Source organism: Pseudarthrobacter sp. MM222 (genome assembly GCF_947090775.1).
GTDB lineage: Bacteria > Actinomycetota > Actinomycetes > Actinomycetales > Micrococcaceae > Arthrobacter.
Genome location: NZ_OX352321.1, coordinates 3825336 through 3849166, shown reverse-complemented (window position 1 = coordinate 3849166; position 23831 = coordinate 3825336). Strand labels below are relative to the sequence as shown.

At 64.6% G+C, this 23831-nt stretch carries 19 protein-coding genes; 11 read left to right on the top strand and 8 right to left on the bottom strand.

Annotated features, from left to right (window positions below; translation table 11 throughout):
* Position 1: 1 nt before the first annotated feature.
* The 6 genes from OM977_RS17625 to glyA are packed head-to-tail and all read right to left on the bottom strand — an operon-like array spanning position 2 to position 7883.
* The gene (locus OM977_RS17625; RefSeq protein WP_264355181.1) at positions 2-1417 is read right to left on the bottom strand and encodes an L-serine ammonia-lyase; all 1416 of its coding nucleotides are present in this window, start codon (positions 1415-1417) and stop codon (positions 2-4) included.
* Entirely contained in the window at positions 1418-2053 is a 636-nt protein-coding gene (locus tag OM977_RS17620; RefSeq protein ID WP_264355180.1) for a sarcosine oxidase subunit gamma, read from the bottom strand.
* Positions 2046-5015, bottom strand: a complete 2970-nt coding sequence (locus OM977_RS17615) for a 2Fe-2S iron-sulfur cluster-binding protein (RefSeq protein ID WP_264355179.1) — start codon at positions 5013-5015, stop codon at positions 2046-2048. Before OM977_RS17615 ends, OM977_RS17620 begins: the two co-directional genes overlap by 8 nt.
* Positions 5012-5341, bottom strand: coding sequence for a sarcosine oxidase subunit delta (locus tag OM977_RS17610; RefSeq protein WP_264355178.1), 330 nt, complete (start codon positions 5339-5341; stop codon positions 5012-5014). Before OM977_RS17610 ends, OM977_RS17615 begins: the two co-directional genes overlap by 4 nt.
* A 14-nt stretch (positions 5342-5355) precedes the next feature.
* On the bottom strand, positions 5356-6576 hold the full coding sequence (locus OM977_RS17605; RefSeq protein WP_264355177.1) for a sarcosine oxidase subunit beta family protein: 1221 nt from the start codon (positions 6574-6576) through the stop codon (positions 5356-5358).
* The gene (gene glyA / locus OM977_RS17600) at positions 6573-7883 is read right to left on the bottom strand and encodes a serine hydroxymethyltransferase (protein ID WP_264355176.1); all 1311 of its coding nucleotides are present in this window, start codon (positions 7881-7883) and stop codon (positions 6573-6575) included. The genes OM977_RS17605 and glyA overlap by 4 nt, the downstream gene beginning before the upstream one ends.
* A gap of 241 nt (positions 7884-8124) precedes the next feature.
* Here glyA and OM977_RS17595 point away from each other — a divergent pair, with 241 nt between their 5' ends.
* Both OM977_RS17595 and OM977_RS17590 read left to right on the top strand, forming a co-directional pair.
* A complete protein-coding gene (locus tag OM977_RS17595) occupies positions 8125-9381 on the top strand; it encodes an aminopeptidase P family protein (protein ID WP_264355175.1) in 1257 nt (418 codons plus the stop codon).
* 82 nt (positions 9382-9463) lie between these two features.
* Positions 9464-10303, top strand: coding sequence for an IclR family transcriptional regulator (locus OM977_RS17590; RefSeq protein ID WP_264355174.1), 840 nt, complete (start codon positions 9464-9466; stop codon positions 10301-10303).
* 9 nt (positions 10304-10312) lie between these two features.
* Here OM977_RS17590 and OM977_RS17585 read toward each other — a convergent pair whose 3' ends face one another.
* Positions 10313-11842 carry a PucR family transcriptional regulator gene (locus OM977_RS17585; RefSeq protein ID WP_264355173.1) on the bottom strand — a complete coding sequence of 510 codons (1530 nt, stop codon included), beginning with the start codon at positions 11840-11842 and terminating at the stop codon, positions 10313-10315.
* 107 nt (positions 11843-11949) lie between these two features.
* Between OM977_RS17585 and OM977_RS17580 the strand changes: the two genes are divergently transcribed.
* A complete protein-coding gene (locus OM977_RS17580) occupies positions 11950-13488 on the top strand; it encodes a purine-cytosine permease family protein (protein ID WP_264355172.1) in 1539 nt (512 codons plus the stop codon).
* Positions 13489-13623: 135 nt separating this feature from the next.
* Entirely contained in the window at positions 13624-14427 is an 804-nt protein-coding gene (locus OM977_RS17575; RefSeq protein ID WP_264355171.1) for a creatininase, read from the top strand.
* Between the two features lie 628 nt (positions 14428-15055).
* On the opposite strand, the gene OM977_RS17570 is transcribed toward OM977_RS17575, so the two are convergent.
* Complete coding sequence (locus tag OM977_RS17570) at positions 15056-15199, bottom strand: hypothetical protein (protein ID WP_264355170.1); 144 nt, start codon at positions 15197-15199, stop codon at positions 15056-15058.
* 177 nt (positions 15200-15376) lie between these two features.
* On the opposite strand from OM977_RS17570, the gene OM977_RS17565 reads away from it, so the two are divergent.
* The 7 genes from OM977_RS17565 to OM977_RS17535 all read left to right on the top strand — a co-directional run bounded on the left by OM977_RS17565 (position 15377) and on the right by OM977_RS17535 (position 23531).
* On the top strand, positions 15377-16381 hold the full coding sequence (locus OM977_RS17565) for a LacI family DNA-binding transcriptional regulator (protein WP_264355169.1): 1005 nt from the start codon (positions 15377-15379) through the stop codon (positions 16379-16381).
* A gap of 151 nt (positions 16382-16532) precedes the next feature.
* On the top strand, positions 16533-17528 hold the full coding sequence (locus OM977_RS17560; protein ID WP_264355168.1) for a LacI family DNA-binding transcriptional regulator: 996 nt from the start codon (positions 16533-16535) through the stop codon (positions 17526-17528).
* A gap of 88 nt (positions 17529-17616) precedes the next feature.
* Positions 17617-18921, top strand: a complete 1305-nt coding sequence (locus OM977_RS17555) for an ABC transporter substrate-binding protein (RefSeq protein WP_264355167.1) — start codon at positions 17617-17619, stop codon at positions 18919-18921.
* Positions 18918-19874, top strand: coding sequence for a carbohydrate ABC transporter permease (locus tag OM977_RS17550; RefSeq protein ID WP_264355166.1), 957 nt, complete (start codon positions 18918-18920; stop codon positions 19872-19874). Before OM977_RS17555 ends, OM977_RS17550 begins: the two co-directional genes overlap by 4 nt.
* Complete coding sequence (locus OM977_RS17545; RefSeq protein WP_264355165.1) at positions 19867-20757, top strand: carbohydrate ABC transporter permease; 891 nt, start codon at positions 19867-19869, stop codon at positions 20755-20757. Before OM977_RS17550 ends, OM977_RS17545 begins: the two co-directional genes overlap by 8 nt.
* Positions 20758-20788: 31 nt before the next feature.
* Positions 20789-22153: a glycoside hydrolase family 172 protein gene (locus tag OM977_RS17540; RefSeq protein WP_264355164.1), complete on the top strand. Its 1365-nt coding sequence runs from the start codon at positions 20789-20791 to the stop codon at positions 22151-22153.
* Between the two features lie 31 nt (positions 22154-22184).
* Entirely contained in the window at positions 22185-23531 is a 1347-nt protein-coding gene (locus tag OM977_RS17535) for a glycoside hydrolase family 32 protein (RefSeq protein ID WP_264355163.1), read from the top strand.
* The last annotated feature ends 300 nt before the right edge of the window (positions 23532-23831 follow it).

The window sequence follows — 23831 nt, the reverse complement described above, 5'->3', positions numbered from 1 at the left end:
CTCAGCACTCGATCACATTCACGGCGAGGCCGCCGCGGGAGGTTTCCTTGTACTTCGTCTTCATGTCAGCTCCAGTTTCACGCATGGTTTTGATGGCCTTGTCCAGCGACACTTTGTGGCTGCCGTCGCCGTGCAGGCACAGGCGGGCGGCGTTGATGGCTTTGACGCTGGCGATGGCGTTACGTTCGATGCAGGGAATCTGCACCAGTCCCCCGACCGGGTCGCAGGTCAGCCCAAGGTTGTGTTCGATGCCGACTTCGGCGGCGTTTTCCACCTGCGCGGGGGTGCCACCCAGTACTTCGCAGAGCCCTGCTGCAGCCATCGAGCAGGCCGAGCCGACTTCGCCCTGGCAGCCGACCTCGGCTCCCGAGATGGAGGCATTGATCTTGAACAGGATCCCGACGGCGGCTGCCGTCAGCAGGAAGCGGATAACGCCGTCGTCGTTGGCTCCCGGGACAAATTTGACGTAGTAGTGCAGCACGGCCGGCACGATCCCGGCGGCGCCGTTGGTCGGGGCGGTGACGATCCGCCCGCCTGCGGCGTTTTCCTCGTTGACGGCGAGGGCGAACAGGTTCACCCACTCCATGGCGAGCAGCGGGTCGGCGGGCACCTGGACGGGGGAGGGGTTGAGGGCTTCCGCATCGGCGCTCTCCGCTGCTGCTGCCAGCGTCCGGAACAACGCTGGGGCGCGCCGTTTGACGTTCAGCCCACCGGGCAGGATGCCCTCCGCCGCGCAGCCGTTCTCCACGCATTGGCGCATGACAGCCCACAGCGCCAGGAGCTTGTCCCGGAGTTCGGCTTCGCTGCGCCAGACAAGTTCGTTGGCCAGCATGACGTCGGAGATGGACATATTCTCGCGGTGACAGATGTCCAGGAGTTCGTCGGCCGTGGTGAAGGGGTAGGGCAGAACGGTGTCGTCGGCCACCACCTGGTCAGCGCCCTGTGCCGTGCCGTCCACGACGAAGCCGCCGCCGATCGAGTAATAGCTGCGTTCCCTGAGCACTGCCCCGGTGTGGTCCAGCGCCCGGAAGGTCATGCCGTTGGGGTGGGCCGGCAGGGACTTGCGGCGGTGCAGCACCACGTCCTCGTCCCAGTTGAAGTCCACCCGGTGGTCCCCACCGATTCGGAGTTCGGCATCCAGCGCAGCTGCCGCCACCTGGTCATCGGCGGTTCCCGTGTCGACCGTGTCCGGGTCCTGGCCCTGGAGACCCAGGACCACGGCCTTGTCCGAACCGTGTCCCCGGCCGGTGGCGCCGAGGGAACCGAACAGCTCGGCCTGCACCCTTGCCGTGGAGCCCATTTGTCCGTCGCTCTTGAGTCCGTCCGCGAACCGTTTGGCTGCCCGCATCGGGCCGACCGTGTGCGACGACGACGGCCCGATGCCAACAGAAAACAGGTCAAGGACGCTCAGCGCCATTTAGGGGACCTCTGGCGATGCGTATTCGCGCATGGCGTCGAGGAGCCAGCTGCCCAGGAACTCGGCAAAGGACGCTCGGGGAAATATCCGGTAGGACTCTTCGGCGGTCTTCCACAGCACGGCGGGGATGCCGCCGATTTCGGTGGACAGGGCCGTCCCGGTCTTGAAGACGCGGGGATGCAGATCCAGGGAGCAGCCCTTCTCCAGGACGGCCCGCGCCCGGGGACCCGAGAGTTCGAACGTGGTGCGGTTGGCGGAGAGATCCACCACCTGGCCGGCGTCGTCGCCGAGTGCCTCAAACAGCGCACCGGGAAGGTCGCCGCCCAGGCTCTCATGAGCTTCCGCCGGGGCCACGAGCAGGAATTCGGCCGGCCCGAGCCACAACACGGCGGTTTCGCCGCTGCTTCGGACCTCCCCGGAAGCGGACGGCAGGCCGCCGGTCAGGGTGCCCAGCCGCTTCCGGGAGTCGCCGGCCGGATCGACCCGGAGCCCGGCCATGGTCAGGAACGGCACTTCCCGGATTTCCACGGTGCCCGCCACGGATCCGGCTTCAAAAGCTGTCCGCAGCGGCGATGCCGGGCTCATCCGGAGGGTTTGGATCTTCTTGGAATTTTCGAGTGCTGCGGTGTCAGCCATCTTTGCGGGTCCCTTCAGGGTCAAAAAGTACGGTTTCGGCGACGACTACGTCCACCAGCTGGTCTCCGGCGGCGGCCACCAGAGTTTCGCCGATTCGGTTGCGGCCGTTCTTGATCAGGGCGAGGGCAAACGATCTGCCCAGCGCTGCGCTGTGGTAGCTCGAGGTCACGAACCCCTGCATGGGGACGGGACCGTAGGCGGGGTTGACGGTGATGCCCTGCTCCACCAGCTGGGTGCCTTCAGGGAGCCGGATGGTGCCGTCCACGGGCAGGACGCTTACCAGGTGCTTCCGGTCGGTGCGGCCGGCGTCCTTGCGGGCATAGGACCGCTTGCCGATGAAGTCCTTGACCTTGGAGACAACCCATTCCATCCCGGCGTCCTGCGGAGTGACGGTGCCGTCGGTGTCCTGGCCGACGATCGGGTAGCCCTTCTCGGCCCGGAGCACGTGCATAGTTTCGGTGCCATATGGGGTGATGTTGAATTCCGCCCCAGCGGCGGCCACGGCTTCCCAGGTGTTCAGCCCGTACCAAGACGGGATGTTGATTTCGTAGGCAAGCTCACCGGAGAACGAGATCCGGCAGATCCGGGCCTGGATGCCGGAAGCCAGCGTGGTTTCCTTGAACGTCATGAAGGGGAAAGCGTCGGCGTCGAGGCCGCCGTCGGCCGCCAGTTCCGGGGCCAGCTTCGCCACGACGGCGCGGGATTTGGGTCCGACGACGGCGATGGTGGACCACTGCTCCGTGACGGAAGTGCAGTGCACATCCAGGTCCGGCCACTCGGTCTGCAGCCATTCCTCCAGCCAGTCGAGGACCTTTGCTGCGCCGCCGGTGGTGGTGGTCATGAAGTACCGGTCCGGATCCAGGCGCAGAGTGACGCCGTCGTCGAAAATCATGCCGTCGGGGGTGCACATGACGCCGTAGCGGGCCGAACCCGGGGCGAGCTTCTTGAACGCGTTGGTGTAGATGCGGTTCAGGAACTCGCCCGCGTCCTTGCCCCGGATCTCGATCTTGCCGAGGGTGGTGGCGTCCATGAAGCCCACGGATTCGCGGACGGCGGCGCATTCACGCAGCACCGCTGCGTCCATGTCCTCGCCGGCCTGCGGGTAGTACCAGGGACGCTTCCACTGCCCAACGTCTTCGAAGAGGGCACCGTGGGCGACATGCCAGGAGTGGATGGAGGTAAGTCGGGCCGGGTCGAATAGTTCTCGGCGCTGGCGTCCGGCAAGCGCGGCGAATGCGACGGGGGTGAAGGGGGCGCGGTACGCGGTGGTGCCGATTTCACCGATGCCCCGGGACGCTTCGCCTGCCTGACGGAGTGCCGCGGCGATGACGCCGATCGCGTTCACCCCGGAAGTCTTGCCCTGGTCGTTGGCGGTGCTGATCGAGGTGTAGCGCTTGATGTGTTCTACCGAGCGCATCCCTGCCCCGGTGGAGCGGAGGACGTCGGCCACGGACTGGTCGCGCTGGAAGTCGACGAAGTGGTGGTGCCAGTCGTCCGGGCCGCCGTCCTGGCCGGGGACCAGCCAGAGCTGACGGGTAGGGGCCGACGCCTTGGGCTCAGCCAGGACGGACGTCTCGACGACTGGGCCAGAGTTTTCAGTGTCGAAGCCGATGGCACCGACCGCGGCGGCGCCGGCGGAGATGCCTTCGGCGAGGCAGTCGTCAAGTTCGAAACTGCCGCGGCCGGAACCTGCCACCTGCTGGTTGGGCACCACGCTGCTGGGGACGAAGGCCGCCAAGTCCTCGTCCCAGCGGATCTTGCCCTGGCGCTGGGAGTGCAGGTGTACTACGGGGGACCAGCCGCCGGAGACGGCCAGCAGGTCGCAGGCGAGCTGTTCGACGCCGGAGGTGAGCTCGCCGTCGTAGTTGATGCTCCGGACGGTGACACCGAGGAGCCGGCCGTCGCCGGACACATCAGCAGTGGTGTTGGCAACGGCGCTGCCTATCAGCACGCGGATTCCGGCCGCGGCGGCTGCGGCGGCTGTTTTGCTCTGCTTCGGACGGGCGTCCACGACAGCTTCGACGCGGATGCCAGCGGCCTTCAGGTCGGTGGCCAGGGCGTAGGCGCTGTCGTTGGTGGTGCTGATAACGACCCGGTTTCCGGCGGCGACGGCGTAGCGGTTGAGGTAGCTGCGGACCGCGGAGGCGAGCATGATGCCGGGGCGGTCGTTGTTTTCGAAGACCAGCGGGCGTTCGTGGGCGCCGGGGGCCAGGATGACCTGGCTGGCGCGGATGTGCCAGATCCGCTGCCGTGACACCCCGGGCGCGGCCGGGCTCGAAAGGTGGTCCGTGCGGTTCTGGGCCGCTATGACGTAGTTCGAATCGTAGGACCCGAACGCGGACGTGCGGTTCAGCACCGTGCACTCGGCCGCTGAGATCAGTTCTGTTTCGACATTGGAGACCCAGTCCAGGGCGGCGACCCCCTCGATGGTCTCGGCGCGGGCCGGGTCGGTGGAGCCGGACAGCAGCGAGCCGCCAAGTTCGGGCTGGTCGTCGATGAGGATGACGCGGGCGCCGCTTCGGACGGCTTCGCGGGCCGCGGCTAGGCCAGCGGGGCCGCCGCCGACGACGAGGACGTCGGTGTGGACATACTTCTTGTCGTATTCGGCATGGTCCTCGTCGGGGTCCAGCTTGCCGAGCCCGTTGAGCAGTTCGGCGCTGAGTCCGTCCACGAGGGTCACCGTGGTGGCGGGGAGCATGGATTCGGCCACGTGGCCCGGGAACCGGGGGGCGACCTTGACGAGGGCGTTGGATTCCTCGACGCCGGCGGACAGGATGCCGCGGGACCGGTCCTCGTACAGGGAGTTGCGGGCGGCGATCCGGCCGTTGGCGAGCAGGGCCGAGGCGAGGGTGTCGCCGGGGTGGCCGGTGAATTCCTCGCCGTCCAGGGTAAAGCGCCAGATGACGCTGCGGTCAATGCGTCCGCCGGTGGACAGACGCGCGGGTTGCGGCTGAGCGGTCATTTGATGGCTCCTTCCGGGGAGACGGGGCTGGGGACGGCGGGCGCTGTGGTTCCCGAGGCAGGGCGCAGCTGGCCCATCGGGTAGACGGCCTGGATGTCGTAGGTGAGGGTGTCGCGGAGCATGTTGAACCATTGCCGGCAGCCGGTACTGTGAAGCCAGCGCTCGGCGAACGCGCCCTTCGTGTTGTCGCGGTAGAACAGGTACTCGGCCCACTGCCGGTCGGTAAGTTCTGCCGGGTTCTCGGGATATGGCACGTGGGCCTGGCCGCCGTAGTGGTATTCGGTTTCGTCCCGGGGGCCGCAGTTGGGGCAGGGAATCAGGAGCATGTCCGTTCCTCTTTCTAGTGGGCCACGGCGGCGGCGCCGTGTTCATCGATTAGGGCGCCGGTTTCGAAGCGCTCGAGGGCAAAGGGTTTGTTCAGGATGTGGGGTGTGCCGGTGGCGATGGTGTGGGCGAAGGTCAGCCCGGCGGCAGGGGTGCCTTTGAATCCGCCGGTTCCCCAGCCGCAGTTGACGAACATGTTCTCCACCGGGGTGGTGCCCACGATCGGGGAGGCGTCCAGGGTGGTGTCCACGATCCCGCCCCAGGTCCGGAGCACGTGGGCGCGGGCGAAGATCGGGAAGAGTTCGACGGCGGCTGCCATCTGGTGCTCGATCACGTGGAAGGAGCCGCGCTGGCCGTAGCCGTTGTACGAGTCGACGCCGGCGCCCATCACCAATTCGCCCTTGTGCGCCTGGGAGACGTAGACGTGGACGTGGTTGGACATCACGACGGTGGGGTGAACGGGTTCGTGGAGCTCCGACACCAGTGCCTGGAGGGGGTGGGACTGGATGGGCAGCCGGAAGCCGGCCATTTCGGCGAGCACGGAGCTGTGTCCGGCGGCGCAAAGCCCGACCTTTCCGGTGTGGATGATGCCTTGGTTGGTTTTGACGCCGACGACGCGGTTGCCGTCTTTGAGGAAGCCGGTGACTTCGCAGTTCTGGATGATGTCCACGCCGAGCTCATCGCATTTGCGGGCGAATGCCCAAGCGACGTGGTCGTGCTTGGCGATCCCGGCCCGGGGCTGGTAGGTGGCGCCCATCACGGGGTAGCGGATGTTGTCGTTGATGTTGAGGATGGGGCAGAGTTCCTTGACCTGCTTCGGGTCCAACCACTCGGCGTCCACACCGTTGAGCTGATTCGCCCCAACCCGGCGCATGCTTTCGCGCACATCGCCCAGGGTGTGGGCGAGGTTCATCACGCCGCGCTGGCTGAACAGGAAGTCGTATTCGAGTTCCTCCGGCAGGATCTCCCACAGCTTCAGGGCGTGCTCGTAGATCGCCGCGGACTCGTCCCAGAGGTAGTTTGAACGGATGATCGTGGTGTTCCGGGCCATGTTCCCACCGGCCAGCCAGCCCTTTTCCAGCACGGCGATGTTGGTCATCCCGTGGTTCTTGGCCAGGTAATAGGCGGTGGCGAGGCCGTGCCCGCCGCCGCCGACAATCACGGCGTCGTACGAGGACTTCGGCTCGGGGTTGCGCCAGAGGAATTCCGGGTGCTCCGGAAGCTGTTCCGTGCTCATTGTGCAACTCCGTTCGGGGTGGTTCCGGCAGTTCCGGAAAGATTCGGGTAAAGCGGAAATTTTTCGGCGAGGACCGTGACCCGGTCGCGGAGCAGGACGGCCGACTCGTCGCTGAGCTCGCCCTTGATGGCCTCGGCGATGATGTCGGCAACCTCAGTGAATTCGGCCGGGCCAAAGCCGCGCGTGGCCAGGGCGGGGGTGCCGATTCGCAGCCCGGAGGAGACCATCGGCGGCCGGGGGTCGAACGGAACGGCGTTGCGGTTGACGGTGATGCCGATCCGGTGCAGCCGGTCCTCGCCCTGCTGCCCGTCCAGCGCCGAGTTGCGCAGGTCCACCAGGACCAGGTGCACGTCGGTGCCGCCGCCCACTACGGAGATCCCATATTCGGCGACGTCCGGTGCTAGCAGGCGCTCGGCCAGGATCTTGGCCCCATCCAGGGTGCGTTGCTGCCGGTCCTTGAACTCATCGCTTGCGGCGATTTTGAAGGACACGGCCTTTGCAGCGATGACGTGTTCCAGCGGCCCGCCCTGCTGGCCGGGAAAAACGGCGGAGTTGATCTTGCGCGCCAGGGACTCGCGGCTGAGGATCACGCCTCCGCGCGGACCGCCCAGGGTCTTGTGCGTGGTTGTGGTTACGACGTCGGCATAGGGCACCGGGTTGGGATGCAGCCCGGCGGCGACGAGGCCGGCAAAGTGCGCCATATCGACCATGAGGTAGGCGCCCACGGCGTCGGCGATGCGGCGGAACTCCGCGAAGTCGAGCTGGCGCGTGTAGGCGGACCAGCCGGCCACGATCATCCTGGGCCGGTGCTCCAGGGCCAGGGCCTCGACTTCGGCCATGTCCACAGTCATATCGGATTCGCGCACATGGTACGGAACTACGTTGTAAAGCTTCCCGGAGAAGTTGATGCGCATCCCATGGGTGAGGTGCCCGCCGTGCGCCAGGGCCAGTCCCATGATGGTGTCGCCCGGTTCCAGCAGCGCAAACATGGCGGCGGCGTTGGCCTGGGCGCCGGAGTGCGGCTGAACGTTGGCAGCTTCCGCACCGAACAGGGCCTTGACCCGGTCGATGGCGAGCTGTTCGATCACGTCAACGTGCTCGCAGCCGCCGTAGTAGCGCTTGCCCGGGTAGCCCTCGGCGTACTTGTTAGTCAGGACCGAACCCTGCGCCTCCATGACCGAGGCCGGCGCAAAATTCTCCGACGCAATCATCTCGAGAGTGGACTGCTGGCGTTCCAGCTCAAGGTCAATGGCACGTGCGATATCAGCGTCGGCGCTGGCCAGGGGTTGATTCAGGGTGCCCGTCATGGCGGCCTCTTTCGGGTTCAAGAAAACTTATAGACGAATGCAACAGTGTTGCGTTGAGTGCAACTGTAGGGTGCCACCGGTGTTACGTCAATCACTTTTTATCCCGCAAGTCTCCGCCAGAAGTATCGCGGAGAAGGGCAGGGCTTGGTCTTGACTGTGCGTCAGGTCACGCATAATCTGTTGCAACAGTGTTGCTTTGAACGCAACTGTTCGAGTTCTATCGAAGAAAGGCACACCCCAAATGACCAGCACGCAATCCGAAGCCGCCACCGACGTCACCAAGCTGGAGCGCCTCAAGGTCCTGAACAACGGCAAGAAGGTCAGCCTCACGTTCTCCGATACCGAGATTGAGCGCCGGCTGGCAGGGCTACGCGGCATTATGACGGAGAAGAGCCTGGACGCCGTCGTCCTGACCAGCTACCACTCCATTAAGTACTACTCAGACTTCCTCTTCACCTCGTTTGGCCGCTCCTACGCCATGGTGGTCACCAAGGACGACACCGTGACCGTCACGGCCAACATCGACGCCGGCATGCCGTGGCGCCGCAGCTACGGCGACAACGTGATCTACACGGACTGGCGCCGGGACAACTACATCTTCGCCATCCAGGAGGTCCTGCGTACCCGCGGCATTTCCCCGCGCCGGATCGGCGTGGAAGACGATTCACTCCCGCTGGACAACCGGAACAAGATCCAGGCAGCCTTTGCATCGGCCACCCTGGTCGACGTCGCCCAGGCGGCCATGCGCCAGCGCATGATCAAGTCAGCCGAAGAGATCGAGGTCATCAAACACGGCGCCCGCATCGGTGACCTGGGCGGCGAGGCTATCCGCAACGCCATCACCGCCGGGATCACCGAATACGAGGTCGCCCTGATCGGCACCGAAGCCATGGTCCACGAAATCGCCCGGACGTTCCCGGACTCGGAAATCCGCGACACTTGGGTCTGGTTCCAGTCCGGCATCAACACCGACGGCGCCCACAACTGGGCGACCACCCGAAGAATCCAGGAACACGACATCCTGTCCCTGAACTGCTTCCCGATGACGTCCGGCTACTACACCGCCCTGGAGCGCACCCTGTTTTACGGCGAACCCGACGCCCGTTCTCTGGAGCTGTGGAACATCAACGTTGAAGTCCACAAACGTGGCATCGAACTCATTAAGCCGGGAGCCGTCTGCAGGGACATCGCCGCCGAACTCAACGAGATCTACGTGGGCCACGGACTGCTGGCCAACCGTACCTTTGGCTACGGGCACTCGTTCGGGGTGCTCAGCCACTATTACGGCCGGGAAGCCGGACTCGAGCTCCGCGAGGACATCGACACCGTGCTGGAACCAGGCATGGTGGTCTCCATGGAACCGATGATCACCGTCCTGGACGGCCAGCCCGGCGCCGGCGGCTACCGCGAGCACGACATCCTGGTGGTCGGCGAGGACGGAGCCGAAAACATCACAAAGTTTCCCTTCGGCCCGGAATACAACATCATCGGTGCCTAACCGCCCCTGATCCGCGAAGAAGCGGCGCCACGTCCCACGTGGCGCCGCTTTTTGGCTTCTGTACGGAATGATGGAACCCACCATGAGTCAACAAGAATCTCCCGAGGGCAACGGAAACGGCGACACCAAGGGCGCCTCCGTCATCGTCAACGCCATCGCCGTGCTGAGGACATTCACCGCCGACGAGCCGCTGCTCGGGGTCACCGAGATTGCCAACCGTGTCGGCCTGCACAAAAGCACCGTTTCCCGGATCCTGGCCACCTTCGAACAGGAACACCTGGTGGAACGCGACCCGGAAACACGCCGTTTCCGTCTCGGACTGGGGCTGATCGCGATTGCTGGCCCCCTGCTCGCCGAACTGGAGGAACGCCGGGTGGCCTACCCGGTCCTACGTGAGCTCACCGAACGGACCGGCGAAACCAGTGCGCTTATGGTCTGGAACGGCGCAGAATCGATGTGCGTGGAACAGATCGCCAGCCACCACCAGATCAGGCACACCACCCCGCTTGGAGTTCGGTACACGGATGCCATGAGCGCCTCCGTGCAGGTCTTCCTGTCCGCCGAGCCAACCGAACGCGTCCGTGCACTCCTGCGCAGCGGAGCGATCACGTATCCGGGACTCGATGATGCCGGCTTGGATGGCTACCAGATCAAGCTCAAGGATGTGACGGCTCGTGGCTGGGCCGTCAACTACGGCGAATCCTCCATAGACGAAGTGGGCGTGGCTGCCCCCGTCCTCGACCACCGCGGTGACATCGTGGCGGCCGTCCTAATCTCGGCCCCCCGGTTCCGCGTTTCACGGGATCGATTGCAGAGCCTGGGAGAAGCGTGCGCAGCCGCGGCCCACAAGGTCACAACCCGGTTGGGCGGACGTCCGCTCGGGAGCGCAGGGCAAGAAGGCCCAAGCCAGAGCCCGGCCTAGTCTGGCGGCTCACGCGAGCCTGGCGAGCCGGGTGGCCAAATGCAATGCCGCCAGCCGGCCCGTGTCCCGGGGGTCACCGCCGCACAGCTCGAAGATTCGACGCAGCCGCTGGTGCATTGATTGCCGTTCCAGATGGAGTTCGCGGGCGGCGCTGGCGGTATTGCATCCGCAGTCCATCCACGTTGCCAGGGTGTCGAGCAGCCGAGAATTGCGCTGTGCATCGTGGTCCAGAAGCGCACCCAACTGCTGGCGCACGAAGTTCCGTCGCTGATAGGGGTCCAGGGACTGAACGGCGAGACGTTCCACGGCGAATACCTCCGCATCGATGACGGGATGGTGCGCGCCGTCGGCGTCCGGGCGGGACCACCCCCGGGAGGCCGCCAATTCCAACGTGAGCTTGGCTTCGGACAGCGACCAGGGAGCGTCAGAAACGCCGGCGACCAATGGGCCCACAGCCGCGAGCGTTCTGGCCAGGGCCGGAAGCTCCAGCAGACCGGTTAGGAGCTTTTGCCGGTTCTCGGCCGGGGCATCGCGGCCTACGCTGGCCACCGCGAGAAGCTCGGCATTGTCAACATAGGTGGCGTGAGAATTCGCTGCGCGGGCCAGCATCTGCTCGACCGATGCCCGCAGCTGTTGAGAAGTATCTGACCGGACCACCACGGCCACCAGCGCGTCGGAGGCCGGAATGCCTGCTGCCGAGGCCAACTGCTGAAGCCGCCACGGCTGGCTGCCTGAATCGATCGCGCGTATCAAGGCAGCGCCCGCAACCTCCCGGAGTCCGGGCGACATCCGCTGCAGCATTGCCAGGGCAAGGATATCCACGGAACGTTTTCCGGCTGTTCGGGCGAGGTTTTCGTCTTCATTAGCCGGGACCCGGAGCATCAGCTGAGCCGCGGAGATTCCGCGTACCGGCACGTCAATGTGGATCAGCCGCGCGTGATCCTGACCGGCAGTTTCGTCGTCCTCGCCGTTTCCTGCTGTTGCGCTTGCGAGGGTGGCACCCGAGAGGGACGCCAGTGTCACCTCACAACGAGTGATGCCGGCGAGGACGGCCAGGATCCGATCCAGGCTGCCTCCGTGAGCCAGCTCGACTGCCATCGCGTGGCTCGCCTCGTCGGCGCGCCGCAACTGCGAAACCGACTCGCTGACCAGTGTCGAGTTGATGGCCTGCATTATGCCGACAAACGGCACCACTTTGCGGAGCTCGATTAGCGGAAGTCCAGCCGCCTCGGCGGCCGCTACCATGGCGGACGGCAGTGCGGGGAGGGCGACGCCGGTTTCGATGGCCAAGGCCGCCACGCCCCGCTCTGCGAGCTGGTGGATGTACGTGATTTGCCGCTCCTCGGAGGCGTGAGCGAGGCCCTCCCCTCCCGTCAGCAGCAGCTCCCCGCCATCAAGCAGGGGAGCGATGTCCAGGATCTCGCTGGAGTGGATCCAGCGGAGCTGGGTCCACGCAGCCGTGCCAGCCGCGGCCCGGATCACGGGATCGGCGATAGAAAACATCGGATGGTCCAGGACCTCCTGAAGACGTATTGGCATGACACTCCGTCGCTTTAAACAGTCATTGACTGGACACATTCTATATAGGCAGATGTGGTGTATGCCACATAATCTTGAAGGACCCCCAAACTCTCACGGAGGCTCCAATGCCTGAAAAATCCCTAGCGGTTCCCGCCGGTCCAGTGGTCAACGAAGACCACGTAGACCACGAGGCCTGGCTCCAGCCCATTCCCGAATCTCAACGGACCCGCAAAGTCGCCGGTCAGTTCTGGATCTGGGCCGGCGCCAACCTCGCCCCAATCAACTGGGTGCTCGGCGCCCTCGGCATCCACCTCGGCCTCGGCTTCGCCGATACAGTCCTCGTTCTGGTTTTGGGGAACCTGATCGGCATGCTGCTTTTCGGCTGCTTTGTGCTCCTCGGCCAAAAGACCGGGGCCACCGGCATGGTCCTGGCCCGGGCTGCCTTCGGCCGGCAGGGGAACTACCTGCCAGCAGCCATCCAGGCCCTCCTGGTCATCGGCTGGTGCGCCGTCAACACCTGGATCATCCTGGACCTGGTGATGGCACTCTTCGGCACCCTCGGCTGGGTGGACCCGACGGCCCACAACTATGTCTGGAAGATCGGCGTCGCCACGGCCATCATGGCCGCGCAGGTCGCTATCGCCTGGTTCGGCTATAAGGCCATCGCGGCGTTCGAAAAGTGGACGGTTCCGCCGACCATCATCATCCTCGCCGTGATGTCCGCCGTCGCGTGGTTCGGTATGAAGATCAACTGGACCTACGCCGGCCCCGCCGGCAACATTCTCGAAGGCTCCGAGCGCATCGCCGCGATGAGCGCAGTCATGACGGCCATCGGCATCGGCTGGGGCATCACCTGGTTCACCTACGCCGCCGACTACTCCCGCTTCGTCAGCACGGAAGTCCCCAAGCGCAAGCTCTACCTGGCGTCAGTGCTGGGCCAGTTCATTCCCGTCGTCTGGCTCGGAATCCTGGGCGCCAGCCTGGCCACCAACAGCGGCGAGATCGACCCCGGCAAGCTGATCGTGCAGAACTTCGGTGTGATGGCTCTTCCGGTGCTGCTCATGGTGCTGCACGGCCCCATCGCCACCAACATCCTCAACATCTACACTTTCTCCGTAGCCACTCAGGCGCTGGACATCTCTATCAGCCGCCGCAAGCTCAACCTGTTCGTGGGAGTCTTCTCCCTCGCGGCCGTCGTCTTCTTCATCTTCCAGGAGGACTTCGCCTCCGTCCTGGATGCCTGGCTGATCGGACTCGTCGCCTGGGTGGCGGCCTGGGGCGGAGTCATGCTGGTCCACTACTTCTGGCTTGACAAGCGTTGGCCCGGCGACCCGTCCCGGTTGTTCGACGCGGTCGGTACCAAGCGCCTGCCGGCAGTGAACCCGGCAGGCATTGCATCCCTGCTCATCGGCATCTTCGCCACCTGGCTGTTCATGTACGGGCTGGTACCGGCCATGCAGGGGCCCATCGCCGTGGCCCTGGGCGGATGGGATCTCTCCTGGCTCGCCGGCGGCCTGACCAGCGCCGCGGCCTACGCCATCATGGGCCCGCGGTTCCACCGCGGCTACCTGCACCTCCGCAGCGAGACCGAATCCGCCCCCGAGGCATCCGCCGTCGGGACGGCCAACCTGTCCGCCGTCTCCGTTCCCCCCGCCAGCGTCTGATCAGGAGATCCCCCCTGGCGCCGAAACGCCACGAGGTTGCCCTTCGGCTTGGCCCACAACATCATCAGTACCTGACACCCGATGGCGGCGTCCGCCGCCACGTTGCACACGTTACTTATCAGGAGCACCACCAGCATGGACAAGTCAGTATTTCTGGAAGACCTGGATGCCTTTGCCTATCGCGAAGCCTTGGCATCCGGGGAGGCAATAGTCCTTATTCCCGTCGGGTCCCTGGAGCAGCACGGCCCCCACCTGCCGCTGGGAACAGACACCATCCTGTCCACCCACTTCGCGGAGGGTGTTGCCAGGGGGCTGGGTGCACTGGTTGCCCAGCCCATCGCCTACGGGTACAAGTCGCAGCAGAAGTCCGGCGGCGGCAACCACCTCTCCGGCACGACCAGCCTGGACGGAGCCACCCTCATCGGCGTGGCGCGAAACCTGGTCAAGTCATTCCTCAACCAAGGCGTCCGACACGTAGTCTTCATGAACGGCCACTTTGAGAACTACCAGTTCCTGTACGAGGGAATCGACCTGGCCCTGGACGAGCTTGGGATCAAGCCCGGGGCAGAGCAGAGCGTGCTGCTGCTGTCGTATTGGGACTTTGTCAGCCAGGACACTCTGACGCAGGTCTACCCCGATGGCTTCCCGGGCTGGGACATCGAGCACGGCGGGGTCTTGGAAACCTCGCTCATGCTCCACCTCGAACCGGCCCGGGTTAACATGGACCGCCTGGTCGACGGGCCTGCCGCGGTCCTGCCGCGATTCGACAGGCTCCCCGTGGTGCCGGAGAGGACACCCGCCACCGGTTGCCTGTCATCGGCCGCGGGCTCCAGCGCTGCCAAGGGCGAACTGTTGTACGGGCAGGTTGTCGGAGATCTGGCCGTCGACCTCGCAAATGAGCTGGTCCGTGATCCCTTGCCTGCAGTTGTTCCGGCATAGGGCGACAACGATCCCAGCGTGCAACACGGCTCACGAACTGCAACGAAGGCGCCGCGGGGAGACTTTCCCGTGGCGTCTTTCGTGTCAGAGTACTGCGCATGTCGGCTACGCGGAACGTCGACCAAAGGCCAGGATATCGACCGGCAGGTCGAGTATCTTCCGGCCGCGGGATTCCGGCGGGATGAGATTGCCCCGATAGGGAACCAGCGGCCCGCACGCCGGAAGTGCTCAACTACAAAACGACCCGTCCCAAATACAAGAGTCGCAGCTAACATGGTCACAATCGAACTACGAAGTGTCCCAAGAAGTGACCTAGCCGGTCGGCGGGGCGGACTTGTACTGGCAGGAGTCGTAGGTGCGCTCGGTGTGGTCCTGATGCTCGTCTCCGCGCTGGTACCTATGTGAACCGTACGGGCGAATGGCAAACCGGTAGCGGAAACCAACAGCGCTTAGCATCGGCATGGAAGGCCGACGAGTCGACGCACTGACGAACGTCGCCGGGATCATGGACAACTTCGCCCAGATCCACCAGGTGGACGACGACCTCTGAGACCGTCTTCCGGATCAACGTCACCGCCTCATGCGCCTCGCCAGCGTCGTCGTGCCTGGCCACACCCACGGTCGGTTTCTAGGCGACAGATGCACTTGTGGCCAGTATCCCGCTCAGTCCCGGCGAGATCCCGGGGTCGCCATCATCGAGGGCGGCGGCCGCATACACGCGAAGCACGATGACGTACCCAGCCACTGACACGACGATCGTGGCTACCGCCACCGCTCACCCCTGGCGCCACTCCTTGGGCCCCCTTCTTCCTGACTGCGTTTCCCAGGCGCCGTCTTCCGGACTCCCGGCAGGAAGAACGGGGCCCTTCGCCTTCGGTTGCCTGCCCGTCTGTAAACTGACGGGGGTTATGCGAAACGTTCGCGTAAACGATTCCCCGAGGTGGCGACGATGACGACGATGGTAAAAGTGGCCAGGCTTGCCGGCGTGTCCATCTCCACCGTTTCCCACGTCCTCAACGGGACCCGGCATGTGAATGATGAGACGAGGCAGCGCGTCCTGAAGGCCATCGAGGAAACCTCGTACCGGCAGGACGCCCTGGCCCGGGCCATGCGGCGCTCAAGGACGGACAGCATCGGTCTCATTGTTTCGGACGGCGGGGAGCCGGCCTTCGCCGAAATGATCCGCGGCGTGGAAGAGACCGCTGCCAGCCAGGGCATCACCCTGCTGCTGGCCAATTCCGCTGAGGACCCTAAACGTGAGGCGCGCGCAGTCCAAGCCCTCCTTGAGCGCAGGGTCGACGGTCTCATCCTGGCACGTGCGGCAGGCTCCGGTCCCGAGGCACTCTCCGAATTCGCCAATCACGATACGCCCTTGGTGCTGATGGACAGGCTTTCCGCTGACCCGTACGACCAGGTGGGCGTTGAAAACCGCGAGCCCGTTATGGAGCTTGTGGAGCACCTGGTGTCGCAGGGCCATGAACGGATTTTGCTGATCGCCGGGGACATCAGGGTTGCCACCCTGCAGGAACGGCACGATGCGTTCGCCGAGGCCATGGCCGCCGCCGGAATTGCGGCATCGGACCAGCTAAAAGTCATAGCTTTCGAACCTGCAGAAACTGACGCTGGCATCGAGGCAGCGCTGTCCGCAGCCGAGCCTCCTACCGCTGTGATAGCGTGCAGCACCGTCTTGGCGGCAGCCGCACTGCGGCGCATCCAGCAGCGCGGACTACGGATGCCGGAGGACATCGCCTTCGCCACTTTCGACGGCTTTGCCTACGCCGACCTGTTCGAGCCCCAGCTCACCACCGTCCGTCAGCCTGCATTCCAGGTGGGCGCCAGAGCGGCGGAGCTGCTGACCAAGAGGATCGCCGACAAATCAGGCAACCCCTCGATAGTCCGCCTGGCGGCCGAGATTGAATACCGGGCCTCCACCGGCCCGCGGCCGGCCGCCTAGGACCTCAGCCCTCCGGTCCGCTTCCCGCTGTCACACAGCCCGGCCGGGAAGGCTGGAGCAAACCAACATTTTCGTGTGATCTATTGCACATCGAAACGTTTGTCTCTACTATCGAAACGTTCGCGCAAACGTTTCGCTGGAAGGAGTCGCAGTGGCAACCATCGTCGATGTCGCATCCCTTGCCGGCGTTTCAACGTCCACTGTGTCGCACGTCCTCAATGACACCCGGCACGTTGAGCCGGAGACCAAGGAGCGCGTCATGAGTGCCGTGCTGGCCACCGGATACCGGCGGGACGCGCTAGCCCGTTCCATGCGGCGCGCCAGGACCGACTCCATTGGTCTTGTCGTTTCGGATGCCGGAGAGCCGGCGTTCGCGGACATGGTGCACGGCGTGGAAGAAGCCGCGGCCCAAAACGGCCTGTCCCTGCTGCTGGCCAACTCGGCGGAAGATCCTGCCCGGGAGCGCGCGGCGGTCGAGGCACTCCTGGACCGCCGCGTCGATGGCCTGATCATTGCACGGGCGGCCGGTTCCAGCGGCGGGCTGCTGACCAGAATCCGTCAGGAAAAGAAGCCCCTGGTCCTGCTGGACCGCCTCGCGGACCTGGACGTGGATCAGGTGGGGGTCAATAACGAGTCCGCCATGGCAGCACTGGTTGAACATCTCGCCGCCCGCGGCCACCAGCGGATCCTGCTGATCGCCGGGGATCTGCGGGTTTCATCGCTCCGTGAGCGCTATGACGGTTTTCACGCCGCCATGTCGGATCGGGGATTGGAGGTGCCGGCCGGCCTGCTGTGTGAGGGGACGGTAACTGCGGCATCGACGTTTGACCGTGTCCGGACACTTCTGACCACATCCAAGGATCGTCCCACGGCAATCCTGGCCTGCAGCACGCTGCTGGCCGCCGGCGCTTTGCGGGCAATGCAGCATGAAGGCCTGCAGGTGCCGGGCACCATGGCGTTTGCCACGTTTGACGGGTTCACCTACTCGGACCTCTTCGAACCCCAGATCACAACCGTCCGCCAACCGGCGTTCCAGTTGGGCGAAAGCGCTGTCAGCCTACTTCTCAGACGCCTCGAGGACCCTTCCGCTCCCACCAAGGTTCTCAGGCTTGAGTCCCAGATCGAATTCCGCCGCTCCACCGAATAACAGTCCGACCAACTGCCCCGCAGAAAGCTACACAACCCCATCGCATCCCATCAGGCCCCTTCAGGCGCCGCATGCAAAGGAGCATTACATGAGAAAAGCAGTCCGCACCTCCATCGCCACGGCGGCAGCCGTGGCCCTGCTGGCGCTCACCGCCTGCGGGAGTGCCACTCAGTCCGCCGGGCCTGCAGCGGGCGGGCCCTACGCGGCCCCCGCCAAGGACATCACCGCCACCATCTCCGTCTCGAACTGGGGCGATCCAGGGGACAAAGCCGTGTACGACGGTGTGGCCGAGCGCTTCAAGGAGAAGTACCCGAACGTGACGGTGAACAACAACTTCACCCCCATCACCACGTGGACCGAATACGTCAACAAGCTGGTGACGCAGGCCGCAGCGGGTCAGGCTCCGGACGTCATCAACATCGCCACCGAAGGCGTGGAGCTGGGCCTGGCCAACGAGCTTTTTTCGCCTTTGGACGGTTTCCTCAAGAACGACCCCGAAGCCAAGGCGCTGCGCGCAGACATCGACCCCAAGCTGCTCGCGGGATTCGGCAAGGACGGCTCCACGTACCTGATGCCCAACACCTTCAACACCATGGTGATCTACTACAACACCAAGATGTTCGAGGCCGCCGGAATCGAACGGCCGAGCGATGACTGGACATGGGACGATTTCCTGGAGATCTCCAAAAAACTGACCACCGGTTCCGGCGCTGACAAGGTCTACGGGTTCGCCATGCCGTACTACTCCTTCGGAATCACCCCGTGGCTCTACTCCAACGGCACGTCCATGATGAGTGAGGACCTCAAGACGGCCCAGCTGACCGATCCGAAAGTCCAGAAGACCGTGGAATGGGTGCGGGACCTGGCCACCAAGTACGGTGTGTCACCGCAGCCTAAGGGCTCCGACCCGTACCAGCTGTTCCCCGCCGGCAAGGCTGCCATGACCGGGGCCGGGCACTTCGTCACCGGCGGATTCGCCAAGGCCGGCTTCTCCGATTACGACATCCTCCCCTGGCCGAAGGGAACCACCAAGTCCACCGTTTTCGGCGCCGGAGCGTTCGCTATTTCCAAGACGTCCAAGAACCAGGAGCTGTCCTGGGAGTTCATCAAGATGCTCACCGACCAGCAGACCCAGAAGAAATGGGCTGACGCCGGCTCCGCCGTTCCGTCCACCAAGACTGCCGCTTCATCACCGGAGTTCCTGTCCTCCCCCAAACATGCCGAAGAGTTCTACAACTCCCTGTCGTACGCCAAGCCGGTAGCGGCCCCCGGCGCCTACAACGTGCTGGATCCGGCGTTCATGCGGGCCATGGACGAGATCATGTCCGGCCAGGACGCCGGTTCCTCCCTGGAAAAGGCCCAGAAGGATGTTGAGGAGGCGTTGCAGAAGTGACCCTGACAGCCCCCAAAACCCAGCTGCCGCCCGCGCCCCCGTCGGGGCGCGGGGGCCGCCCCGGCCGGCTCACCGTCACCCGTCGGCGGGAAGCCCTCACCGGGTACCTCTTCACCGCCCCCACCATTCTCGGCTTCCTGGTTTTCGTCCTCGGCCCGCTGGTCGCCGCGATCTACTTGAGCCTGACCAAGTACAACATCCTGACAGCCCCCAAATTCGTGGGGTTCGATAACTACGCCCGCATGTTCCGGGACGAACGGTTGGCCACCACTTACGGCAACACCGTCCTGTACGTTGGGGCGGCCGTCATCCTCATCAACGGCTTTGCGCTCCTGTTCGCCGTGCTGATTAACCAGCGGCTCCCCAAGGTCTTGACCTACGTGTTCCGCTCCGCGTACTTCTTCCCGTACCTGGTGGCCCTGGTGTACGTGTCCATCATCTGGCAGGCGCTCTTTCAGAAGGACACGGGCATCCTGAATTACTACATCACCGCGCTGGGTGGGGAACGGATTGACTGGCTCAACAGCTCCGAGTTCTCCAAAGTGTCGGTGATCATCGTCGACACATGGCGGAACGTGGGGTTCGCCATGCTGATCTTCGTTGCAGCCCTGCAGGAAGTGCCCAAGGACATGGTGGAGGCTGCCCGCATGGACGGAGCCAACGAATGGCAGGTCTTCCGCCGCATAGTCCTTCCGATGATCAGCCAGGCAACTTTCTTCAACATCACTATCACCATCATCGGCGCGTTCCAGATTTACGAGTCCATCATTGTGCTCACCAGGGGCGGCCCGGGCGATGCCAGCCGCAGCGTGGTGATGTACATCGCCGAAGTTGCCTTCAACAAGTTCGATATGGGCTACGCCTCAGCCATCGCGGTCACACTGTTCCTCATCATCATGCTGGTGACGCTGGTGCAGTTCCGCCTCAGGAAGTCGTGGGTGAACAATGAATAACACGAACGCTGTCATCAGCACCCCGCAGCAGCGCAGCGCCGCGCGCCGCAGCAGGCCCCGCCCCGGTGTCGGGAAGATCATTTCGGTGGCGCTGCTGGTTCTGGGCGCCGTCGGCATGATCGCCCCGTTCCTGTGGATGTTCACCACTTCGCTCCGGGACGCCGGCCAGGCGTACGATCTGCCGCCGCAGTGGTTGCCCACCGAATGGGACTGGTCCAACTACGCGGCAGCGGTCAGCGGACCCGTGCCGATCCTAACGAACATGTTCAACAGCGCGGTCATCGCCATCGCCGTCAGCATCGGCATGATCATTACGGCGCCCATGGCCGGCTACGCGTTCGCCAAGCTGGAATTCCCCGGCCGCAACCTCATCTTCGTGGGATTGCTGTCCTCGCTGATGGTGCCGGCCCAGGTGACCATCATTCCGCTGTTCCTGCTGATGCGGACCTTCGGCCTGCTGGACAACCCGCTAAGCCTGATCCTGCCAGGTATCACCGGTGCACTGGGCGTTTTCCTGCTGCGGCAGTTCTTCCTGGGATTGCCGCAGGAAATCATCGACGCGGCCCGCATGGACGGGGCCACCGCCTGGCAGACCTACCGCCTGATCGCGCTGCCGCTGGCCAAGAACGCCGTGAGCACCCTGGGTGTAATCACGTTCCTGGGCAGCTGGAACGCCTACTTCGCCCCCTCGATCTTCCTGAACAGCACAGACACCGCCACCCTGCCGCTGGGCCTGGTCCTGATGCTCGGCCCGTACGGCGCCGGCAACGTGGCCCAGGTCATGGCAGCCACCACCATCGCCATCGCACCGGCCCTCATCGTCTTCCTGGTGGCCCAGCGGTGGATCATCGCCAGCCTCACCCAATCAGCCGTCAAGGGCTAAACAACAACTCTTTCTGAAAGGTACAACCACCATGGCAACATCGCCGCGCTCAGGCCTGCTCTCGAGCCTGACCAAGCTCTCCACCGCCCGCACGGCCCGCGCCTCCAGCTGGGACCAGACTGGCCGAAACCGCGACAACTGGATCGTCATGCCCGGCGAGGAACGGGTCCTGGCGGACATCGAGGGCCCAGGTTCCATTACACACATTTGGATGACCCAGTCCTGCCGGATTCAGCCGGGCCCTGGCCAGATCTCCCCCGAACTGGTGGGCGTGCCGATGCTCGAAATCCACAACGCCCTCGGAGTCAGCTGGGAAGTGGTGGACCCGGACTACTACCGCAAGATCGTCCTCAAGATGTACTGGGACGACCAGGAGACCCCCAGCGTCGTTGCACCATTGGGCGACTTCTTTGGCCTCATGAATTCCCTGTCCGGCTCCTACGATTCGCTGCCGCTTTCGGTCTCAGCCAAGGAGGGGGAATTGAACACCTTCGGCGGCAGCGCGGCGTTCAACAGCTACTTTGAGATGCCCTTCAACTCCCGCGCCAGGATCGTCGTCGAAAACCAGAACGACATTCCCTACCTGCAGTACTTCTACATTGACTACGAGCTCTACACTGAGCCTCTTGAGGAGGACACCGCCTACTTCCACGCTCATTGGCGTCGGCAGAAGCCGAACGCGGGCTGGGGCCCGGACCTTCAAACCAACAGCATTGAGGTGGCGATCCCCAACCTAACGGGCGAGGACAACTACGTGGTCCTGGAAACGGAAGGCCAGGGCCACTATGTGGGCTGCAACCTGGCCGTCCGCCACTTCCAAGGGTCCTGGTGGGGCGAAGGCGACGACATGATTTTCATCGACGACGACACCTGGCCTCCCAGCCTCCACGGCACCGGCATGGAGGACTACTTCGGCCACGCCTGGGGCATGCAGCACAACGCCTTCCTCATGAACGGCACCATGGTCCACGAAGAAAACGTGCCGGGATTCCACCACAGCTACCGCTTCCACATGACCGACCCCATCAGGTTCCAGAAGCGCATCAAGGTCACCTTTGAACACGGCCACGCCAACCACCTCTCCGATGACTGGTCCTCCACCGCCTACTGGTACCAGACCCTCCCCTCCCCAGTGCTGGACATCGACGCCGTGGAAGAGCGCTTGCCGCTGCGCCCCCGCGACCAGGTGGAAGAACTGCCCCTGCCGGAACTGACACCGGCCCAGCAGGCGGCGCGGGACGCCTCCGCCGAACGAATGCAGCGGTTCACCGAAGCCCGCGACGCCGTCCGGAACGAACGCAGGGCAGAAATTGACCATTGGGAGAAGGCCAACGCCGAGCAGGCACGGGAAATCCGTCAACGGTTCCTGGCCGCAAGCAGCGTCCCGGTCCAGTAATTCCACCAGCAGACAGCACAGAAGGATCAGCATGAACGCGCAGGAACCCCGCCCCGCCTTCCACTTCACAGCCACTGAGGGTTGGATCAACGATCCCCTCGGCGTGACCTGGAAGGACGGCCAATACCACCTCTTCTACCAGTACGTTCCTGGCCGCACCACGTGGGCGTCCAACTGCCACTGGGGACACGCCACGTCCCCAGACATGATTGCCTGGACGGAACAGGACGTCGCCGTCGCGCCCGGTGAAGGTGACGACGGCGTCTGGTCGGGTTCCATCGTCACCAGCCCCGACGGTGCCGCCACCATGTTCTACACCTCGGTCACCGAACCGGACATCGGCATCGGCACCGTCCGCACCGCCACCCCGGAGGACGCCTCCTGGGATAAGTGGACCAAGGGCAGCAAGCTGATGACCGCGCCGGGCCTGGGCGTTGTGGCGTACCGGGACCCGTTCGTTTTCCGCGACGGCGGGCAGTGGCGGATGTTTGTGGGCGCCGGGCTGGAGGGCGGCACCGCCGCCGCGGTTTCGTACAGCTCCCCGGACCTGTCGCAGTGGACCCTGGACGGAATTGCCGCGCAGCGCTCCGGCACGGAAACGGAGCCCGTCTGGACCGGCACCATGTGGGAATGCCCGCAGCTGTTCGAGCTCGACGGTTCCCACGTCCTGGTCACCTCCATCTGGGAAGACGACGTGCTGCACTACGTGGCCTACGGTGTGGGCAGCTATGCCGACGGTCAGTTCACCGCCCGCTCCTGGGGCCAGCTCAGCTACGGCAAGAGCTACTACGCCCCCTCCTTCTTCCGGGACAGGGACGGTGCGCTGTCGCTGATCTTCTGGGTCAGAGGCGTCATCAGCCCGGAAGGGCAGTGGGCCAGCGCGCTCAGCATCCCGCACACGCTCACCCTCGATGGTGACACTCTGGTGGCTACCCCCCATGCCGACCTCGCGGCGTATTCCCGGCCCAGCTCTATGGAGCAGGTCAGCGCTGCGGTTTTCGAGACAGTGCTCGACGACGGTGCGGACCTCCGGTGCGCCGTCACCTCCGGGATGGCCCTCTACCTCGCCACTCTGGACGGGCCACTGGCCACCCTCCGGCACGACGGGGACGGAATCCGGGTCACCGCGGCCGGGAACGCCGAGTTCGCCGACGCGTTCCTGCCAGCCGAAGAGGGCTCCGAGCTGCGGGCCATCATCGACGCCGGGGTGTTGGAACTCTCCGGCCATCAGGGCATCATGGCAGTCCCACTGCCCATCGTGGACTCGCCAGTGAAGCTGACGGTGGCCAACACCGCCTCCACGCCCCTGCTCAACAGGGTTTCGAAGCCGATCGTGAATAGCATGGGAACTACACGTCAGGCCGTATTGTCAGGATAGCCGTGACCACCCCGTCAGGCTCCCAGCGCCCCAACCCGGATGTCGTCGTGGTCGGGGAATCCCTGATTCGACATCATCACCACAGCCGGACCTGTGGACTTCGCCGGCGGGGTGCTGGGCGCGGACCAGAGGGCCGAAGGCAGTGGACGCTACCGCAGGGTGAGCCCCACCTTCATTCCCAAAGTCCTGCACACCGGATCCCTGGCGACCTTTCTTGAACCGAGGCCACGCACATCCGGTCTGTGATGAAGTTCTTCTCCGGCGCGTCTCGAGGCAGTCCCGTTACGGGACCCATGGTTC

What these genes read in the sequence shown, in the direction of transcription:
- OM977_RS17625 (WP_264355181.1), bottom strand. Translation starts at nt 1,417, where the DNA reads ATGGCGCTGAGCGTCCTTGACCTGTTTTCTGTTGGCATCGGGCCGTCG.
- OM977_RS17620 (WP_264355180.1), bottom strand. Translation starts at nt 2,053, where the DNA reads ATGGCTGACACCGCAGCACTCGAAAATTCCAAGAAGATCCAAACCCTC.
- OM977_RS17615 (WP_264355179.1), bottom strand. Translation starts at nt 5,015, where the DNA reads ATGACCGCTCAGCCGCAACCCGCGCGTCTGTCCACCGGCGGACGCATT.
- OM977_RS17610 (WP_264355178.1), bottom strand. Translation starts at nt 5,341, where the DNA reads ATGCTCCTGATTCCCTGCCCCAACTGCGGCCCCCGGGACGAAACCGAA.
- OM977_RS17605 (WP_264355177.1), bottom strand. Translation starts at nt 6,576, where the DNA reads ATGAGCACGGAACAGCTTCCGGAGCACCCGGAATTCCTCTGGCGCAAC.
- glyA (WP_264355176.1), bottom strand. Translation starts at nt 7,883, where the DNA reads ATGACGGGCACCCTGAATCAACCCCTGGCCAGCGCCGACGCTGATATC.
- OM977_RS17595 (WP_264355175.1), top strand. Translation starts at nt 8,125, where the DNA reads ATGACCAGCACGCAATCCGAAGCCGCCACCGACGTCACCAAGCTGGAG.
- OM977_RS17590 (WP_264355174.1), top strand. Translation starts at nt 9,464, where the DNA reads ATGAGTCAACAAGAATCTCCCGAGGGCAACGGAAACGGCGACACCAAG.
- OM977_RS17585 (WP_264355173.1), bottom strand. Translation starts at nt 11,842, where the DNA reads ATGCCAATACGTCTTCAGGAGGTCCTGGACCATCCGATGTTTTCTATC.
- OM977_RS17580 (WP_264355172.1), top strand. Translation starts at nt 11,950, where the DNA reads ATGCCTGAAAAATCCCTAGCGGTTCCCGCCGGTCCAGTGGTCAACGAA.
- OM977_RS17575 (WP_264355171.1), top strand. Translation starts at nt 13,624, where the DNA reads ATGGACAAGTCAGTATTTCTGGAAGACCTGGATGCCTTTGCCTATCGC.
- OM977_RS17565 (WP_264355169.1), top strand. Translation starts at nt 15,377, where the DNA reads ATGACGACGATGGTAAAAGTGGCCAGGCTTGCCGGCGTGTCCATCTCC.
- OM977_RS17555 (WP_264355167.1), top strand. Translation starts at nt 17,617, where the DNA reads ATGAGAAAAGCAGTCCGCACCTCCATCGCCACGGCGGCAGCCGTGGCC.
- OM977_RS17545 (WP_264355165.1), top strand. Translation starts at nt 19,867, where the DNA reads ATGAATAACACGAACGCTGTCATCAGCACCCCGCAGCAGCGCAGCGCC.
- OM977_RS17540 (WP_264355164.1), top strand. Translation starts at nt 20,789, where the DNA reads ATGGCAACATCGCCGCGCTCAGGCCTGCTCTCGAGCCTGACCAAGCTC.
- OM977_RS17535 (WP_264355163.1), top strand. Translation starts at nt 22,185, where the DNA reads ATGAACGCGCAGGAACCCCGCCCCGCCTTCCACTTCACAGCCACTGAG.